This is a genomic window from Vibrio sp. JZG10, from assembly GCF_054064075.1.
Genome location: NZ_JBSUGE010000013.1, coordinates 1 through 17702 on the forward strand (window position 1 = coordinate 1; position 17702 = coordinate 17702).

General features: G+C 44.9%; 14 protein-coding genes, 1 rRNA gene and 1 other annotated feature. Of the genes, 8 read left to right on the forward strand and 7 right to left on the reverse strand.

Annotated features, from left to right (window positions below; all coding sequences use genetic code 11):
• The 4 genes from ACWYVB_RS14860 to rluD form a co-directional block, all read right to left on the reverse strand.
• Positions 1 to 394: ribosomal RNA gene (locus ACWYVB_RS14860) — 16S ribosomal RNA — on the reverse strand; the annotation flags it as partial.
• Positions 395 to 901: 507 nt separating this feature from the next.
• Complete coding sequence (gene clpB / locus ACWYVB_RS14865) at positions 902 to 3475, reverse strand: ATP-dependent chaperone ClpB (protein ID WP_005397478.1); 2574 nt, start codon at positions 3473 to 3475, stop codon at positions 902 to 904.
• Between the two features lie 144 nt (positions 3476 to 3619).
• A complete protein-coding gene (gene pgeF, locus ACWYVB_RS14870) occupies positions 3620 to 4348 on the reverse strand; it encodes a peptidoglycan editing factor PgeF (protein WP_301639802.1) in 729 nt (242 codons plus the stop codon).
• 1 nt (position 4349) lies between these two features.
• Positions 4350 to 5327, reverse strand: a complete 978-nt coding sequence (gene rluD / locus ACWYVB_RS14875) for a 23S rRNA pseudouridine(1911/1915/1917) synthase RluD (RefSeq protein WP_005385913.1) — start codon at positions 5325 to 5327, stop codon at positions 4350 to 4352.
• 136 nt (positions 5328 to 5463) lie between these two features.
• Here rluD and bamD point away from each other — a divergent pair, with 136 nt between their 5' ends.
• The 5 genes from bamD (at position 5464) to yjjX (ending at position 10449) form a co-directional block, all read left to right on the forward strand.
• Positions 5464 to 6192, forward strand: a complete 729-nt coding sequence (gene bamD / locus ACWYVB_RS14880) for an outer membrane protein assembly factor BamD (RefSeq protein ID WP_006743118.1) — start codon at positions 5464 to 5466, stop codon at positions 6190 to 6192.
• Between the two features lie 171 nt (positions 6193 to 6363).
• Positions 6364 to 7818: an MltF family protein gene (locus ACWYVB_RS14885; RefSeq protein ID WP_176319053.1), complete on the forward strand. Its 1455-nt coding sequence runs from the start codon at positions 6364 to 6366 to the stop codon at positions 7816 to 7818.
• A gap of 325 nt (positions 7819 to 8143) precedes the next feature.
• Positions 8144 to 8470 carry a ribosome hibernation-promoting factor, HPF/YfiA family gene (gene hpf, locus ACWYVB_RS14890; protein ID WP_005397484.1) on the forward strand — a complete coding sequence of 109 codons (327 nt, stop codon included), beginning with the start codon at positions 8144 to 8146 and terminating at the stop codon, positions 8468 to 8470.
• 108 nt (positions 8471 to 8578) lie between these two features.
• Positions 8579 to 8700 (forward strand) — a sequence feature (Phe leader region).
• 12 nt (positions 8701 to 8712) lie between these two features.
• Positions 8713 to 9891 carry a prephenate dehydratase gene (gene pheA, locus ACWYVB_RS14895; RefSeq protein ID WP_005397485.1) on the forward strand — a complete coding sequence of 393 codons (1179 nt, stop codon included), beginning with the start codon at positions 8713 to 8715 and terminating at the stop codon, positions 9889 to 9891.
• 24 nt (positions 9892 to 9915) lie between these two features.
• On the forward strand, positions 9916 to 10449 hold the full coding sequence (yjjX, locus tag ACWYVB_RS14900) for an inosine/xanthosine triphosphatase (RefSeq protein WP_053808615.1): 534 nt from the start codon (positions 9916 to 9918) through the stop codon (positions 10447 to 10449).
• 109 nt (positions 10450 to 10558) lie between these two features.
• Here the strand turns inward: yjjX and trpR are convergent, their stop codons facing one another.
• Positions 10559 to 10867, reverse strand: coding sequence for a trp operon repressor (gene trpR / locus ACWYVB_RS14905; RefSeq protein WP_012842123.1), 309 nt, complete (start codon positions 10865 to 10867; stop codon positions 10559 to 10561).
• Positions 10868 to 10880: 13 nt separating this feature from the next.
• A complete protein-coding gene (gene sltY, locus ACWYVB_RS14910) occupies positions 10881 to 12818 on the reverse strand; it encodes a murein transglycosylase (protein WP_457529351.1) in 1938 nt (645 codons plus the stop codon).
• A 373-nt stretch (positions 12819 to 13191) separates the two neighbouring features.
• Here sltY and ettA point away from each other — a divergent pair, with 373 nt between their 5' ends.
• The 3 genes from ettA to ACWYVB_RS14925 all read left to right on the forward strand — a co-directional run bounded on the left by ettA (position 13192) and on the right by ACWYVB_RS14925 (position 16489).
• On the forward strand, positions 13192 to 14859 hold the full coding sequence (gene ettA / locus ACWYVB_RS14915) for an energy-dependent translational throttle protein EttA (protein ID WP_005381894.1): 1668 nt from the start codon (positions 13192 to 13194) through the stop codon (positions 14857 to 14859).
• Positions 14860 to 15090: 231 nt separating this feature from the next.
• Positions 15091 to 15459, forward strand: coding sequence for a PilZ domain-containing protein (locus tag ACWYVB_RS14920; RefSeq protein WP_150916465.1), 369 nt, complete (start codon positions 15091 to 15093; stop codon positions 15457 to 15459).
• Between the two features lie 28 nt (positions 15460 to 15487).
• The gene (locus tag ACWYVB_RS14925; protein ID WP_053808611.1) at positions 15488 to 16489 is read left to right on the forward strand and encodes a M23 family metallopeptidase; all 1002 of its coding nucleotides are present in this window, start codon (positions 15488 to 15490) and stop codon (positions 16487 to 16489) included.
• 77 nt (positions 16490 to 16566) lie between these two features.
• Here ACWYVB_RS14925 and tyrA read toward each other — a convergent pair whose 3' ends face one another.
• On the reverse strand, positions 16567 to 17694 hold the full coding sequence (gene tyrA / locus ACWYVB_RS14930; protein WP_457529353.1) for a bifunctional chorismate mutase/prephenate dehydrogenase: 1128 nt from the start codon (positions 17692 to 17694) through the stop codon (positions 16567 to 16569).
• Positions 17695 to 17702 lie beyond the last annotated feature (8 nt).

Consider the following 17702-nt stretch of genomic DNA (forward strand, 5'->3'; position numbering starts at 1 on the left):
CTTGCGCCCATTGTGCAATATTCCCCACTGCTGCCTCCCGTAGGAGTCTGGACCGTGTCTCAGTTCCAGTGTGGCTGATCATCCTCTCAGACCAGCTAGGGATCGTCGCCTTGGTGAGCCCTTACCTCACCAACTAGCTAATCCCACCTAGGCATATCCTGACGCGAGAGGCCCGAAGGTCCCCCTCTTTGGCCCGTAGGCATCATGCGGTATTAGCCATCGTTTCCAATGGTTATCCCCCACATCAGGGCAATTTCCTAGGCATTACTCACCCGTCCGCCGCTCGACGCCGTTATCGTTCCCCGAAGGTTCAGATAACTCGTTTCCGCTCGACTTGCATGTGTTAGGCCTGCCGCCAGCGTTCAATCTGAGCCATGATCAAACTCTTCAATTTAAGATTTTGTTCGGCTCAATGAATACTGAACATTACATAAAGTAATGTTTGAATTGACTGTGCTGAATCCGAAGATTCAATGGTCACTTCGTTTCATTGAAACCTAATTTGAAGCCGAAGCTTCTAATTGGATTATCATCAACGAGTGCCCACACAGATTGATAGGTCTATATTTTTAAAGAGCACACTTTGAACTTCTCTTCAAAGTGGACGGCCATTTTAGCTAGATAACTTATCGTGTCAAACACTTTTTTAAGTTATTTATCTGCGAGTTAATTCTTAACTCACTGGCCTTGTTGTCTAGACGTCGCTTAACTTGCTTTCCCTTGACAACGGAGGCGCATTATAGGGCGTTCATTAAGGAACACAAGTGCATTTTTAAAAAAAACTCACCTTTTTAGTTCATTCGTACAGAAAACAGGCAAGAGGCTCTAAAATATTATAGAAAAGGGGCCAAATGGCCCCTTGAATGTGATTTTCATCTCATTTCTTATTGTATCCGTGCAATTACTGATGGGCACGAATTTGGTCATTAGTAACGATTAGCTGCACTTTCTTGTCTGGAACAATTTCACCAGAAAGAATCGATTTGGCTAATGGGTTCTCGACATTCTGTTGAATTGCGCGTTTTAAAGGACGCGCACCATATACAGGGTCGAAACCAACTTGAGCGATCAAATCGAGTGCTTTGTCAGAAACCTCTAGTTGATATCCTTTTTCTTCTAGTCGTTTCGCCAAACGTTCTAATTGAATAGAAGCGATGGACTTGATGTGCTCTTGACCAAGTGGATGGAACACCACGATTTCGTCAACACGGTTCAAGAACTCAGGACGGAAGTGTTTGCTAACCACATCCATTACTTCACTCTTGATACCTTGATAGTCTAATGTTGCGAAATTCTCTTGGATACGAGATGAACCCAAGTTCGATGTCATGATCACAACCGTATTACGGAAGTCAACAGTACGACCTTGACCATCCGTTAAACGCCCATCATCGAGAACTTGCAGCAGAATGTTAAATACATCCGGATGCGCTTTCTCTACTTCATCTAACAAAATTACCGAATACGGCTTGCGACGAACCGCTTCCGTTAAGTAACCCCCCTCTTCATATCCGACATAGCCTGGAGGCGCACCAACCAATCTTGCCACTGAGTGTTTCTCCATGAACTCAGACATGTCGATACGGACCATCGCATCTTCGCTGTCGAACATAAAGCTCGCAAGTGTCTTACAAAGCTCTGTTTTACCTACACCAGTTGGACCTAAGAATAAGAAGGAGCCAATTGGTCGGTTTGGATCAGAAAGCCCAGCTCGACTACGACGAATGGCATTCGATACAACAGAGACCGCTTCGCTTTGCCCTACCACACGATTATGCAGTACGTCTTCCATACGAAGTAGTTTCTCTTTTTCCGCTTCTAGCATCTTGGATACTGGGATGCCAGTTTGCTTAGAAAGTACTTCTGCAATCTCGTTGTCGGTTACTTTATTACGCAATAGTGTCATTTCCTGCATTTCCGCTTGGGTTGCAAGATCTAACTGCTTCTCAAGTTCAGGAATACGACCATATTGAAGTTCCGACATGCGGTTTAGATCACCAGCTCGGCGAGCAAACTCCATGTCCATACGAGCTTGTTCAAGCTCAGACTTAATATGTTGAGTGCCAGAAAGTGCGGCTTTTTCTGTATTCCAAACCTCTTCTAGTTCAGCGTACTCACGTTCTTTTTCATTGAGTTCTTCATTAAGCGCTTTCAAACGCTTTTCACTCGCTTCGTCGTGCTCGTTACTAAGCGCCTGTTGCTCAATCTTAAGTTGGATGATTTTACGTTCAAGCTTATCTAATGACTCTGGCTTAGAGTCAATTTGTAAACGAATACTTGAAGCCGCTTCGTCGATTAAGTCGATCGCTTTATCTGGCAGCTGACGGTCAGAAACATAACGATGTGACAAACTCGCCGCTGCAACAATCGCTGGGTCAGTAATTTCAACGTGATGATGAAGCTCATAACGCTCCTTCAAGCCACGTAAAATCGCCACGGTATCCTCAACGGTCGGCTCATCCACCAGCACTTTTTGGAAACGACGTTCTAACGCCGCATCTTTTTCGATGTACTGACGATATTCATCCAGTGTTGTTGCGCCAACACAGTGCAGTTCACCACGGGCTAATGCAGGTTTGAGCATGTTCCCCGCATCCATTGAGCCTTCACCTTTACCCGCACCAACCATAGTGTGGAGCTCGTCGATAAACAGAATGACATTACCTTCTTCTTTTGCGAGTTCATTCAATACCGACTTCAAGCGCTCTTCAAATTCACCACGGTACTTAGCACCAGCAACCAGTGCGCCCATATCTAATGACAGCACGCGGCGACCACGCAAACCTTCTGGCACTTCATTGTTAACTATGCGCTGCGCTAAGCCTTCAACAATTGCGGTCTTACCTACGCCAGGTTCACCGATGATCACAGGGTTGTTTTTAGTACGGCGCTGCAATACTTGGATGGTACGGCGAATTTCATCATCACGGCCAATAACCGGATCCAGTTTGCCCTGTTCTGCTCGCTCGGTCAGGTCAATGGTGAACTTTTCCAATGCTTGGCGAAGCTCTTCTGCATTCGGATCATTAACCTTTTGACCACCTCTGATCTTTTCGATTGCTTGGCTAACTTTTTGCTCTGTTAAACCGATCTCTTTGAGTAATTGCCCCAATGGTCCGCGATCTTCTAAAGCAGCAAGCAGGAAGATTTCAGACGAGATATAGGAGTCTTGACGCTTTTGCGCCACTTTGTCACACAGGTTAAACAACGTGCCCATCGAACTAGAGAGCTGTACATCTCCACCGATGCCACTGACTTTTGGTAATCGATCTAGCATTTCACTCAATTTAGAGCGTAAATGCGTTACGTCCACATCCAGCATAGTAAGCAATGGACGAATTGGACTGCCATTTTGGTCAAGCAAAGCCACCATTAGGTGAACTGGCTCGATATATTGATGATCGCGCCCTAACGCTAGTGATTGAGCATCAGAGATAGCGATTTGAAACTTACTTGTGAATCGATCAAGACGCATATCTACCTTCCTAACCTCAACTAAAGGAAATTCTTTTGACAGTTAGAAAGATGGATACTCAGAGGAGGAATTTCAAGGGAGTGAATGAATAAAGATAGCTTTGCAAAAATAGCACTATGCATCTTGGCACTTTAGTGCTTATAACTAATCTTCAATCCAAATAAAGGTGGCTTGCCGACCAGTTTTACCATCACGGCGATACGAATAAAAAGAGGCTTTATCTTGGTAAGTACAAAGTCCAGAGTCAAACACTTGTGTCACACCAGCTCGATTTAGACGTTGCGTTGCCAGCTTTGACATATCAGCCAACCATTTACCTTTAGCCTCTCGTGGCATAAAAGCTTGATGCGCCTGTGAGTCAAAATCAACAAAAGCTTGCAGAACATCCTCACCAACTTCAAAAGCTTGAGGGCCAATGGCAGGGCCAAGCCACGCTATCACTTCACCTGAAAATAACGCTAATGCATTTTCGACAATACCATTTGCTAAGCCGCGCCAACCTGCATGAACGGCGGCTACCTGCGTGCCTTGTGTATTCGTCAATAATACAGGTAGACAATCGGCGGTCATCGCTGAACAAATAACATGGCTTGACGAAGTAAATACACCGTCCGCATCAAGCACTTGTGTTGTTGGTTCATTTGCTTGAGCCACAACGGTCGAATGTGTTTGGTTTAACCAGATTGGCGCATTTGGCATGTTCGCCTGCTGCGCCAACCAAGCTCGGTTCTTCTCTACTAAAGACAAATCATCCCCAACGTGAGTACCTAAATTTAGCCCTTGATAAGGGCCTTTCGAAAAACCGCCTATGCGTGTTGAGGCAAAAGCTTTGACATTTTTAGGCGCACGCCAATTCGGAATGATTGTCTTCATCTTAGAACTCTTCCGGTAAACCGTGCTCTTCCGTATCTTGACGAAGCGCTTCAGTCATCGCCACCATGTCATCAGGCACAGGGGCATGGAACTCAAGTACTTCTCCCGTAATTGGATGTTCAAAGCGTAGCATTACGGCGTGCAATGCTTGGCGGTCAAAGCCACGGATCATTGCCGTTAGCTCTTCAGAAGCACCTGTCGGGATGCGAGCACGTCCACCATATGCAATATCACCGAGCAGCGGATGCTGAAGGTAAGACATGTGCACACGGATCTGGTGCGTACGACCCGTTTCAAGACGCAGACGGATACGTGTGTGTTCGCGGAAACGTTCAGCGACACGGTAGTGCGTTACCGCTGGTTTACCCATTGGTGCTACCGCCATAAGCGTGCGCTTGGTAGAATGACGACCAATAGGTTGGTCCACTTTACCGCCCGCTGTCATACGACCAATAGCGATCGCTTCGTACTCTCGAGTAATATTACGTTTTTGCAGTGCGCGAACCAGACGAGTTTGTGCAGGAACGGTTTTCGCCACCACCATCAGACCCGTTGTGTCTTTATCCAGACGGTGCACAATGCCAGCACGAGGCACTTCTGCGATATCAGGGTAATGATGCAACAACGCATTAAGCACCGTACCATCTGGCGTACCGGCACCTGGGTGAACCACAAAGTCACGAGGCTTATTGATAACGATAATATCGTCATCTTCAAAAACGATATCTAGCGGGATATCTTGCGCTTCCCAGCGTTCTTCATCTTCTAACTCGGCTTGCAATGTAATTTCCTCGCCACCCATTACTTTGGTGCGAGGTTTGGTGACAACTTCACCATTAACTTGAACTTTCCCATCAAGCAGCCACTCTTTCAGGCGCGAGCGAGAGAAGTCCGCGAATAATTCGGCGATAGCTTGGTCTAAACGTTGACCTAACTGGCTATCTTTTACGGTATTTGTTAATACAATCTGCTGAGCCATATCGAACTTTTTTAAAAACTGTGAGACTAATGCTCACGACTGTGAAAAAATAGACTATTACGTCATTGTATCTGTTACTGGAAAGAAAGTAACGGCAGCTTAAGAAATATTTAGATTCAAGGAACAGACTCCTGATATGAAACGTCAGACTTTAACAGGCCTTTTAGCGGTATCCCTTCTGTTTGGATGTGCAAGCAAAGAAGAAATCGTTCCTGATGTGCCGCCTTCGGAACTGTATGCAGACGCACAGATTTCTCTTCAAAGTGGTAATTGGCTTTCTGCAATTGAGAAACTGGAAGCATTAGACTCACGTTACCCATTCGGTGCCTACTCAGAACAGGTGCAGCTTGACCTAATCTATGCGTACTACAAAAACGACGACCTTGCTTTGGGCTTGGCAACCATTTCTCGCTTTATGCGTTTAAACCCGACCCATGAAAAAATGGACTGGGTACTTTACATGCGCGGCCTAAGCCATATGGCGCAAGATCGTAACTTTATGCATGATCTGTTCAGCGTAGATCGAAGCGATCGCGATCCTGAGCCAGTAAAAAAAGCGTTTGATGACTTCAAAAAGCTGCTTCAACGCTACCCGAACAGTCCATACGCAGAAGATTCACAAAAACGCATGGTTGCGCTGAAAAACCGCCTAGCGAACTATGACTTAGCGACGGCTGACTTCTACCTCCGCCGTGAAGCCTGGGTAGCTGCAATTAATCGCAGTCAAGAGCTACAAAAAGCATTCCCAGACACAGAAGCGGCACGTAAGTCACTGACTATCCAGCTAGAGGCCTACAAGCAACTCGGTTTGGAAGACGCCGTAGCAAGAACTGAAAAGCTTATCGAGCTCAACCCTGTGAAGTAACTGAGCCGCTTCAAACTAAACCGCCACCGTTTTTACCGTGGCGGTTTTTTATTACCCGCAATAGCGTGTTCTGCCCTTGCTTGATGATCTACGGGGCTCTACATATGCTTAAAGTTCCCCTCCCCTTTATAAAAGGATGTGAACGTGACGATACCTAAGCTATGCGCAGTTATGCTGCTCTTATTGTCTGCTTCCGTTTGCGCACTGCAAATATCACCACTCAAGCAACCTCCTTACACTGGGGATCTCGATGTTATTAAAGAGAAGAATGTTTTACGTGTCCTCGTTTCTGCTGATCTAGGCTTCTATTACATTGAGGGCGGTACACCAAAAGGAATAGGTGCAGAACTCCTGGCGCATTTCGAAAAAGACCTTCGTAAGCTCAAACCGAAACTTAACGTACAAATTATTCCTCTAGCCCGTGACCAACTTCTGCCAGCCTTAGAAAATGGCTCCGGTGATCTAGTCGTCGCCAATCTGACCATTACCAACACACGTAAACAGAAAGTCGATTTTAGTTCACCCATTCTTACTGGTATTGACGAGTGGATAGTCACGAACAAAAGCACACCAGCCATGACTAACATTGAGCAACTGAGCGGCAAAGAGGTTTGGGTACGTGCCAGTTCTAGCTACTTTGAGAGTATTCAAGCACTAAATAAGAAGCTAAATAAAAAAGGCTTGCCACCCGTTGTCGTACATTTTATTGAAGAAACACTGCAAGACTACGAACTGGTTGGGATGCTCAATAACGGCTACGTCAAAGCCATTGTTCTCGATAGTCATAAAGCCAAACTTTGGCTGAAGGTGATGGATGATATTCGAGCTCACCCAGAAATCCCTATTCGTGAAAATGGTAAAATCGCTTGGGCAATGCGGGAAAACAGCCCAAGTTTGAAAGCCGTCGTGAACAAGTTTATTCAGAAATCTCGTTCTGGGACACTGCTCGGTAACGTCATTTACGGAAAATACATCGATAACACAGGTTGGCTAAACAAAGCCCTTAACCCCAACAAAATTGCTCAACTAGAAAAGCTTGCTACGTTGTTTTCACGCTATGGTGAGAAGTACGATATCGACTATCTACTGATCGCAGCCGTCGCTTATAAAGAGTCCGGCTTTAATAACGACCTCGTTGGAAGTCGAGGTGCAGTCGGCATAATGCAAGTTCTACCCAGCACGGCTCGAGACCCTAATATCAATATCAAAAACGTTCGGCAGCTAGAAAACAATATTCATGCTGGCGTGAAGTATTTAGCATTTTTGCGTAAACAGTACTTCAGTGATCCTGCTATTACGGCGGAAAATAAACTCTACTTTACCTTAGCGGCTTACAATGCTGGCCCCGGGAATGTAGAACGAATTCGTAAACGTGCAGCCCAGCAAGGCTACGATCCTAATATTTGGTTCAATAACGTGGAAGTCGTTATGCGGAAAAGTTTAAGCTCAACGGTTGGGTACGTCACAAGCATTAATCGCTATTACGTTATATACAAACAGCTAGAAAGTTTGGACCAGGTCAAAAGTCTAGAGCGGGTATCACTGGCTCCAAAGGATCCCTTCTTCATGATACCGCTACGAAAAGTCAGTCAAACGCCAGACACAAAAAAGCCGCTTGTACAATAAGCGGCTTTGTAAATAAATTCGTCTGAGAGACTCAGTGACTGTCATCACACTTTACGTATAGTTAAATTTTAACCACCTCTAATATTAGGCCGTAAAACTTCCCTAAAAACGAAGACGTTTTCAGCTGAGTACTCTATCCAATCTACGGATTTACTAACCGATAACAAGCAATTTCACGATAAATCTCAGCAGATCTTGAGTGAGATCACATTCATTTTTCATCATAAAAAACCCGAACAAAATAATGATCTGAGTCACATTTTTTTATGCTTAAAGCGGTAATCTGAACTCAACCCATGAGGGATGCAACAGAGGAAAAACACTTATGACAATGAATATCACTGGCAAAAACATCGAAATCACCTCTGCAATCCGAGCTCATATTGAGAGCAAGTTTAAAAAACTGGAGAAATGGCAAGTAGACCTAATTGGTTGCCAAGCAACTTTCAGTGAGGAACCAAACAAACAGAAGAAATTCGAAGCGGTTATTAAAGTTCCTAAAGGCCAGCTCATTGCCTCAGCAACTCACGAAGATCTTTACGCAGCTATCAACGAAGTGGAGCAAAAACTAGAACGACAATTGAACAAGCTGACCCACAAACCTGAAGCTCGACGTGCAAATAAGCCTGAGCTAGTGGAAGAAGAAGAGTAAACTGACCAGATTGAGGAAATAGCGCCGAAAGGCGCTATTTTTTTGCTTGACGCTCTCCCCTGCCTTGCTTATTGTGTTTAAACACTCATAAATTAAGCACTATTTATGCATTTAACCTCACTGTTTATTTTTGACTTCTTTTTCCTCCCATAGTCGGAGAGGCGAACTCGTTTGTGAAAGAAAAGTCAAAAACAAACAGAAAGCCTCCCAAATCGGGAGGCTTTTTTATAAGGAAAGAATTGATGACTGACCAACCTATTTCCCTCGAAGAAATTCGTTTGCGCTTGAATGAGCTGGATGACCAACTTCTCAGCTTATTGTCTGAGCGCCGTAAACTCAGCATTGAAGTAGCCAAAAGCAAAGTACAAACCTCAAAACCCGTTCGTGATGCCGTTCGAGAACAACAACTATTAGTTAAGCTGATTTCTAATGGCCGAGATAAATACGAACTCGACGCGCAGTACATCACTAAACTATTCCATACCATCATTGAAGACTCTGTGCTTCTTCAGCAAAGTTACCTGCAAAACCTCGTTAACCCGCAACAAAGTCGTAAGCCACTTGCTCGCGTCGCTTTCTTAGGAGCCAAAGGCTCTTACTCGCACTTGGCAAGCCGCGAATACTTCAGCCGTAAAAATACAGAACTTATCGAGCTCAACTGCGAACACTTCAAAGAAGTGACTCAAACAGTAGAATCGGGCCATGCTGATTATGGTGTTCTGCCTATCGAAAACACCAGTTCAGGCTCTATTAATGAAGTGTACGACCTACTACAACACACGACGCTGTACATCGTTGGAGAGCTAACTCAACCAATCGAGCACTGCTTGGTTGCGAAAAAAGACATTCGTCTGGAAAACATTAAAACGCTGTATTCACATCCTCAGCCACACCAACAGTGCAGTGAGTTTTTAAGCCGTATGAAAGGTGTAAAACTGGAGTCTTGCGCCAGCACGGCAGATGCAATGCAGAAAGTTCAAGAGATGGATCGTGATGATGTTGCTGCAATTGGTAATGCATCAAGCGGTAAGCTATACGGCTTGCAAGCAATTCAAGGCAACATTGCAAACCAAACTGAGAACCATACTCGTTTTATCGTGGTTGCTCGCAAACCAGTTGAGGTTTCAACTCAGATTCCAGCAAAAACTACCTTGATCATGTCGACCTCCCAAGAGGCTGGCTCATTGGTTGAAACACTATTAGTGCTGCAACGTTACGGCATCAATATGACCAAGCTAGAATCACGTCCAATTATGGGGAACCCATGGGAAGAGATGTTCTACGTAGACTTGGAATCTCATCTTGCTTCGACAGAAATGCAACAGGCACTAGAAGAGCTAACAAAAATAACTAAACACTTGAAAGTATTAGGCTGTTACCCTAGTGAGAACGTAAAGCCTACCCAAGTAAAATTGAGTTAATAGACACCAGTGAGTAAAAAGATCATGGCAACCCAAAAAGTCGTAATCGCATCGCTAAACCCAGCTAAAATTAATGCCGTTCAAAGTGCATTTAACAGTGCATTTCCGCACCAAGAGTTCAACTTCGTCGGCGTCAGTGTACCTAGTGAAGTCGCAGATCAACCTATGACTGATGAAGAAACTCATCGCGGTGCACTAAACCGCGTTAAAAACGCAAAAGTAGAGATGCCAAACGCGGATTACTATGTCGGACTTGAAGCGGGAATTGAAACAAACGTGACGTTTGCGTGGATGGTGATTGAGTCGAATACTCACCGTGGTGAATCTCGCTCTGCGAGCTTAATGCTGCCGCCTAAAGTATTGGACAAACTCAAGCATGCGAATGAGCTGGGAGATGTCATGGATGAGGTGTTTGGTACCGAGAACATCAAACAGAAAGGTGGTGCCATCAGCCTGCTCACCCAAAACCAGCTGACTCGAAGTTCGGTTTACCATCAAGCCTTGATTCTGGCTCTGATTCCATTCACAAACCCTGAGCACTTCCCTTCAAATTTATAACGCTCCCCCATTCGCTAGGTACGAAAAAGGGCGGATATTTCCGCCCTTTTTAACACGTTATCTTAACCACTTGTGATACCGATACCTAAAGGCGAATTGGAATCACTGGCTACTTAGATACCGCAACTTGCTCTAACAAAACCTTGAGTTTGTCTTTCTCTTCATCAGATTTAGACTTTAACTCGTTAGAACCACGAGTAATAGTGGCAATACCCACGCCAAGCATCTGGCTGATCTGACGTTGAGATAATTCTCCTTTAAGAAGCTCGTTAATAATATTAACGCGTGATATTAATGATTCTCTCTCATCACGTGACATCAGCATGGTTAACAGCATGTCATCTTGCTCACTGTCCATGCTAGTTCGAATTAGCTCAATAATCTGTTGCCAGTCTTTGTACTCGGGTTCGTGCGACATCAAGTTACCTCACTCAATACTTGGTATTGATCTCATGTTGATTCAAGAACGCGCCATCGATACCCAAAAGATCACGGTAATATGTTTCAAACATCAGGATGTTTTGTACATAACCGCGTGTCTCTCTAAATGGAATTGCCTCAATAAAGGCATAAGCATCCACTTTTCCTTGGGTACGCTCTCGCCACGTTTTTACTCTGTTAGGACCTGCATTATAAGCAGCAAGAGCAAAAATACGATTATTATCGTAATCCTCTAATAAGCCTTGCAAATAATGGCTACCAATTTCGATATTTTTGCCCACATTGTAGAGGTCCTGCGTACCTTGATAACTCAACTTATATTTACGTGCTGTGTACTTTGCTGTTGCGGGCATGATCTGCATAAGACCACGAGCACCAACTGGAGAACGGGCTTCGACATCCAACGCACTTTCCTGTCGAGCTAGGGACATCATCGTCACGGGATCTATGTTGTGTTTTTTTGCATAAAAGTTAAACCACCAGCGATGCGCAATCGGGAACCTCAGTTCGATATTATCCCACATCTGCGCTTGAATACTCGCGGTCACCGTTAGGTTATGCCAACGCTTAGAAGACGCATAAGCCGCCAACATCGCCTTTTCATCTTTCCCTACGCGGCGCAATAAATGTGCCCATTCACTTTTCGCTGCTGCAATTTTGTCCGTCGCGATCAACTCTTCAATACGAACTAACGAGTCTTGATAGGGTTGAACCACTCGCTTATCAAACTTAACCGTATGCGTAGGGTATTTGATTGATTGTCCAATCGCATTAGCGGCTGCCACACTATAAAAGTTTCGCTGCCCGACCAAAGTCGCTAAACGCTGTTTCCCTGCGATGTCATCACCTAACGCAATTTCACTTCGTCCAAGCCAGTATTGCCAGCGAAGCGACGCTTGCTCTTCTTTATTGAGAACGGCAATCCACTCTTGTACGCCCTTCCAATCCGCGTTCTGAATCGCTAAGCGAATGCGAGTTTCAATGAGCGGTAAGTACTGGCTGGTTTTCGTTTTATCATCGCGCCACTTAGATAGTGACTCAGACTCAGTACGGGTCAATCGAAATGCGATATAGTCAGCCAGGGCTTGCGCCTTTTCTGGAGAAAACTTCTGCCCTTTAATGACGGTATCATACGCACTCTGCGCTTGACTGGTATTCATGCGAGCTAGCTTTTCCAACGCATATTCGCTTTGCGCTCGATTAAAATCATTAGCCGGTTTTTTCTTCGCGAACTCCGCAACGCTTGAAGGGTTATCAAACAACGCCTTCATTTCTTTCGCTTGTTGCCTTGCCTGCGAGGATTTAGGCAGTTTAAGTAAGTAACTCATCAAACTGCCATTACGAGCATCAAACGCCAGTAGCATACGCTGGAGGATCAATTCATCAGTACGTTCACCTGCCTTGTCCCATGCTGCGAATAATGGATCGCACTCATCGGCAATACTTCTGCCACGCAACCACATATGCTCAGCCCCTTTAAACGCGGCGACTTTCTTACCTTGCTCTAACTGAGCCACGTAGAAAATACATTGGTAACGCTCGCCACTTGGAATGACTTTTTGAAACTCAGTAATGGTTTTCCAATCTTTTTGCTTATAAAGATGGTTGAGGTATGGAGCGCGAACACGACGAGAAAAAGGAAACGACTCGTACTCCGAAATAAATTCGTTCACCTGCTGTGGCGATTTTTCCGGTAACTGTCTAATAAATGTTCGGTAGTCCACATAAGGCGTCAGTGGATAGTCAGAAATTTTAGGACGGATCGAAAGGTATCCGTCGATGTCATTTTTATCTAATAAATCTTGAGCTTGCTCATAAACTTCACGCTGCTTTTCCAAGCTCAGCGCGGCATTAGCACTCAAACTCATCGCACACAGCGCGGCTGCACAGCATACGTTTTTAGCCAATTCAGATACGTTGAATCTCATTTGTGTCATTTTCCCCAGACATATACTGCCCCAAAGCCTCGTTTTGTTAGCGTTCATGTGATGTTAAGGCAATTTTCACACATGCATCTATTTACACAGAATGCAGATGTCCATGTAAAGCAACTTAGTGTATTAAAAATTGTACTCGTGAAACTTTTAAGACGATGGAGACAAGGAGTTCCTAACTTGTGCAGAAAGCACTTCGTCATTTATAAAGAATAACAAAAGTGTATACCCTAACCGTGTAAGTTTCCGGTCAGCTCAAAATAAGAAATCCATTCGAAAGGGAAATTCTTGCAATGCGGTAACAAAAACAAAGCACTTGGTATAAAATGATGGGTTTGAATGACAGTTAATTTAGGAACGATCGGCAATGGCTGAATACGTATATACCATGTCGCGGGTGAGCAAGATTGTGCCACCTAAGCGTCAAATTCTTAAAGACATCTCTCTGAGCTTCTTCCCTGGTGCGAAAATCGGTGTTTTAGGTCTGAACGGTGCAGGTAAATCCACACTGCTACGTATCATGGCAGGTATCGACACGGATATCGACGGTGAAGCGCGTCCACAACCTGGTCTAAACGTAGGCTACCTACCTCAGGAGCCAGTATTAGACGAATCAAAAACCGTTCGTGAAGTTGTTGAAGAAGCGGTTGCTGACGTTGCTGACGCACTGAAACGTTTGGATGCGGTCTATGCGGCTTACGCAGAACCAGATGCAGACTTCGACGCACTTGCAAAAGAGCAAGGCGAACTTGAAGCTCTGATTCAAGCGAAAGATGGTCACAACCTAGAAAACGCACTTGAGCGAGCTGCAAACGCACTTCGTTTACCTGAATGGGACCAAAAAATTGCGCACCTATCAGGTGGTGAACGCCGCCGTGTCGCTATTTGTCGCCTGCTACTTTCTAAGCCAGACATGCTGCTGCTTGATGAGCCTACCAACCACCTAGATGCAGAATCTGTCGCTTGGCTAGAGCGCTTCTTAGTGGATTACACAGGTACTGTAGTCGCTATCACCCACGACCGTTACTTCCTAGATAACGCCGCGGGTTGGATCTTAGAGCTTGACCGTGGTGAAGGTATCCCATGGGAAGGTAACTACACCTCATGGTTGGAGCAAAAAGACGCTCGTCTACAACAAGAAGCGTCTCAAGAAAGCGCTCGTCAAAAAACCATCGAGAAAGAACTTGAGTGGGTACGTAAAAACCCTAAAGGTCGTCAAGCGAAATCAAAAGCACGTATGGCACGCTTTGAAGAACTGCAAAGCTCTGATCACCAAAAACGTAACGAAACCAATGAACTGTTTATCCCGCCAGGTGAGCGTCTAGGTGATAAAGTTATTGAAGTGAAGAACCTAACGAAGTCATTTGACGGCCGTGTTCTAATTGATGACCTATCATTCAGCATCCCTAAAGGTGCGATTGTTGGTATCATCGGTGCGAACGGCGCAGGTAAATCTACCCTATTCAAGATGTTAAGTGGTACTGAACAACCAGATTCAGGCACAATTGAAATGGGCGACACTGTGAAACTTGCATCGGTCGATCAGTTCCGTGACAGCATGGACGATTCTAAAACCGTATTCCAAGAGATTTCTGAAGGCGCAGATATCATTAAGATCAACAACTTCGAAATCCCTGCTCGCGCGTACTGTTCACGCTTTAACTTTAAAGGCAGCGACCAACAAAAAATCATTGGTGAGCTATCAGGTGGTGAGCGTAACCGTGTCCACCTTGCGAAACTGCTTAAAGCGGGCGGTAACGTGTTACTACTCGACGAACCGACCAACGACCTTGACGTTGAAACACTGCGTGCCCTAGAAGAAGCACTACTAGAGTTCCCTGGTTGTGCAATGGTTATCTCGCACGACCGTTGGTTCCTTGACCGTATCGCGACCCACATCATTGACTACCGTGACGAAGGCCAAGTTAACTTCTACGAAGGTAACTACACCGAGTACATGGACTGGTTGAAGAAAACGTTGGGCCCTGAAGCCGCAGAACCACACCGCATCAAATACAAGCGTATTGCGAAGTAATCGCAACCCGCAAAGTTTGATTGTAATTTGTACAAAGGCCGCTATCATAGCGGCCTTTGTTTTCTTTGTTATAAAAAAGAGCTCATTAGCCCGTCTCGTTCGTTAAGAACATGACATTGCACTTACGTCACTCTGTAGCGACCTCGACACTTTTCAAACAGCAATCGAACATTTTTTGTTCACATTGATATACTATTCAATTCTGTTTGAAGACATGACGAGAAAATGCACATGGCAGAGAGACGACGCTTTTCACGCATTCTCCATCAAGCGCCAGCGAAGGTAGAACAACGTGACTTGGCAATTGAAGCTAGGATTCAAGATCTTTCCTTACATGGTTTACTCATGAAAGTGGAAGAGACTGAGGCTTTGGATCCAGCCCTTCCAGCCCATGTGACTTTTTCATTTGATCAATCCGAACAAGTGATTACGTTAAAAGCGCAAATTGTGGATATTTCTAAGTGTGAGATTAGGTTAAAGATCATCAAGATAGACATCGAGAGCATTAGCCAACTAAAACGATTTATAGAATTGAATGTAGGCAATAACGACCTTCTGAACCGAGAGTTAGAACATCTCTCTGATTTAGGAGAAAAATAAATGAACGCCTATTTAAGTAACAATAACTATGTCTAAAAAAATCATCATGCAGATCCCGACGAAAGACGGCGATCAGCAGTTCTATTTGGGCCGCAGTTCGGTCCTAGCAGTATTTGCTTCGGTATTGGCATTACCCGCCGTCGTTGGTGGCGCGTGGTATCTCAATCAACAGCAGATACACAATAAAGACGAACTAACACAAACCATCGCCAAACTAGAAAGTGAAAAGGCCGAAATCACCGCTCTTTATGAAGAGCAGCTTGATACCAACCACTCGCTTTCTCAGTCATTGACCGATAAAAACAATCAAATTCAGCTATTAGGAAAACGGGTATTCGACGTCGAATCGGTTCTAGGTCTCGCTGACGAAGAGCTGATAATCGATGAAAACAACATGGCGTTAGAAGAGCGAATTGATGCAGCAGCTATCGATTCCGCGGTTCGAGCAACCATGTTTCGTTTGATTCCAAATGATAGCCCAGTGACATACCAACGTATTTCTTCTTCCTACGGCAGTCGCATTAATCCTATTTCAGGTAAACGACACGTTCATACTGGTATCGATCTTACCTGTAAACGAGGAGAAGAAATCCTCGCACCTGCAGACGGAGTGGTGGAAACCGTTCGCCCGAGTAATCGTGGCTATGGCAACTATGTCACTATTCGTCATTCATTTGGCTTTATGAGCTCCTTTGCTCACTTACAACGCTTTAAAGTGAAAAGCGGCCAATTTGTCAGTAAAGGCGATGTGATTGCTCAATGTGGTAGTTCAGGTAATTCCACTGGCCCGCACCTGCATTACGAGGTGCGCTTTCTCGGGCGAGCACTCAACCCTCAATACTTGATGGAATGGACACCTGAAAACTTCAATTATGTATTTGAAAAAGAGAAAAAAGTGAAATGGGGCCCTTTAGTTCAATTGATTGATAATGTCGTGCGTCTGCAAGTCAATTTAACCAACTCCCCCTATCGCGACACCAGTATCAATACAGTATCAAGTGAAGATACCAGCAATACCGCGACTAACTGATTTATCTCTCGACACAAAAAAGAGCAGCGTAAGCTGCTCTTTTCGTTTCGGGCTCCACACGGATAGATAACCAGCGATTAACCGCGATGAATATTATCATTCGCCTGTTTGAGTAAGTTTTGGCTCTCATTCATAAATTGTTGTGAATAATCACCAAACCACTCACTCACCTGCTCAAAGCTTTCGACAAATTTGGCTTTATCTTTGCTATCCAAAATCGCAAGTGCTTCGCCGAAGCGTTGGTGGAATCGCTTAATCATGTCGATGTTTTCTTGCGATGAGAGAATAATGTCACCGTAGAGGTTTGGATCCTGACCAAACAGACGCCCTACCATCGCCAACTCCAGGCGGTAGATTGGTGAGCTCAACTTTAACAGTTGCTCAATGTTCGGGTTCTCTTTGCTTAGATGCATGCCGTAAGCAAATGAGGTGAAGTGACGCAGCGCTTGGATTAACGTCATGCCATGATCGTGCTCTTGCGCATCAATCTGGCACAAGCTCGCGCCCCAAATACCAAACTGTTGCAGCAACCATTGGTATTGATCATTTCCACGCCCATCACAGTACACAATCACCTGCTTGGCAAGGCTCGGCACATCTGGGCCAAACATTGGGTGTAAACCAACCACCGGTCCTTGGTGCACATTCAACATTGCTTGCAGTGGCTTAGATTTTATAGAAGTCAGGTCACACAGAATACAGTCTTGTGGCAGATTACCTAGCTTTTCAATCACACCTTCTGTTAGGTGAATTGGCACAGTAACCACCACCAGGCCCGCATCTTTTAGGATGTCATCCGCACGATCCCAGTCTTTGCTACCAAGCACTTTGACTTGATAACCAGATAACTTAAACATACGCCCAAACAGGCCGCCTAACTGGCCATTACCACCAATAATGACCACTGAGCGTAATTCAGGGTTCAAACACTTAAAACCGGAGTCTTTTTCACTGGCATAAGACTCACGCATGGTACGACGCAGAATATCTTCAATAAGCTGTGGAGGAATTCCTATTTTCTCAGCTTCTGCTCGGCGAGAAGCCAGCATCGCCGCTTCACGATCAGGGGCATAAATAGGCAAACCATGTTCGCTTTTTACTTCCCCAACTTTCTCTACGAGCGCCAAACGCTGAGCTAATAGCTCCAACATTTGCTTGTCGACTGCATCAATCTGATCGCGTAATGCGTTAAGTTCAACTGCCATTGATGTTC

Excerpts from the sequence above, each read along its gene's own strand:
- ACWYVB_RS14920 (WP_150916465.1), top strand. The coding sequence starts at position 15,091 with ATGGCAGAGAGACGACGCTTTTCACGCATTCTCCATCAAGCGCCAGCG.
- pheA (WP_005397485.1), top strand. The coding sequence starts at position 8,713 with ATGACTGACCAACCTATTTCCCTCGAAGAAATTCGTTTGCGCTTGAAT.
- ACWYVB_RS14885 (WP_176319053.1), top strand. The coding sequence starts at position 6,364 with ATGCTGCTCTTATTGTCTGCTTCCGTTTGCGCACTGCAAATATCACCA.
- trpR (WP_012842123.1), bottom strand. The coding sequence starts at position 10,867 with ATGTCGCACGAACCCGAGTACAAAGACTGGCAACAGATTATTGAGCTA.
- tyrA (WP_457529353.1), bottom strand. The coding sequence starts at position 17,694 with ATGGCAGTTGAACTTAACGCATTACGCGATCAGATTGATGCAGTCGAC.
- ACWYVB_RS14925 (WP_053808611.1), top strand. The coding sequence starts at position 15,488 with ATGTCTAAAAAAATCATCATGCAGATCCCGACGAAAGACGGCGATCAG.
- bamD (WP_006743118.1), top strand. The coding sequence starts at position 5,464 with ATGAAACGTCAGACTTTAACAGGCCTTTTAGCGGTATCCCTTCTGTTT.
- hpf (WP_005397484.1), top strand. The coding sequence starts at position 8,144 with ATGACAATGAATATCACTGGCAAAAACATCGAAATCACCTCTGCAATC.
- sltY (WP_457529351.1), bottom strand. The coding sequence starts at position 12,818 with ATGAGATTCAACGTATCTGAATTGGCTAAAAACGTATGCTGTGCAGCC.
- pgeF (WP_301639802.1), bottom strand. The coding sequence starts at position 4,348 with ATGAAGACAATCATTCCGAATTGGCGTGCGCCTAAAAATGTCAAAGCT.
- rluD (WP_005385913.1), bottom strand. The coding sequence starts at position 5,327 with ATGGCTCAGCAGATTGTATTAACAAATACCGTAAAAGATAGCCAGTTA.
- ettA (WP_005381894.1), top strand. The coding sequence starts at position 13,192 with ATGGCTGAATACGTATATACCATGTCGCGGGTGAGCAAGATTGTGCCA.
- yjjX (WP_053808615.1), top strand. The coding sequence starts at position 9,916 with ATGGCAACCCAAAAAGTCGTAATCGCATCGCTAAACCCAGCTAAAATT.
- clpB (WP_005397478.1), bottom strand. The coding sequence starts at position 3,475 with ATGCGTCTTGATCGATTCACAAGTAAGTTTCAAATCGCTATCTCTGAT.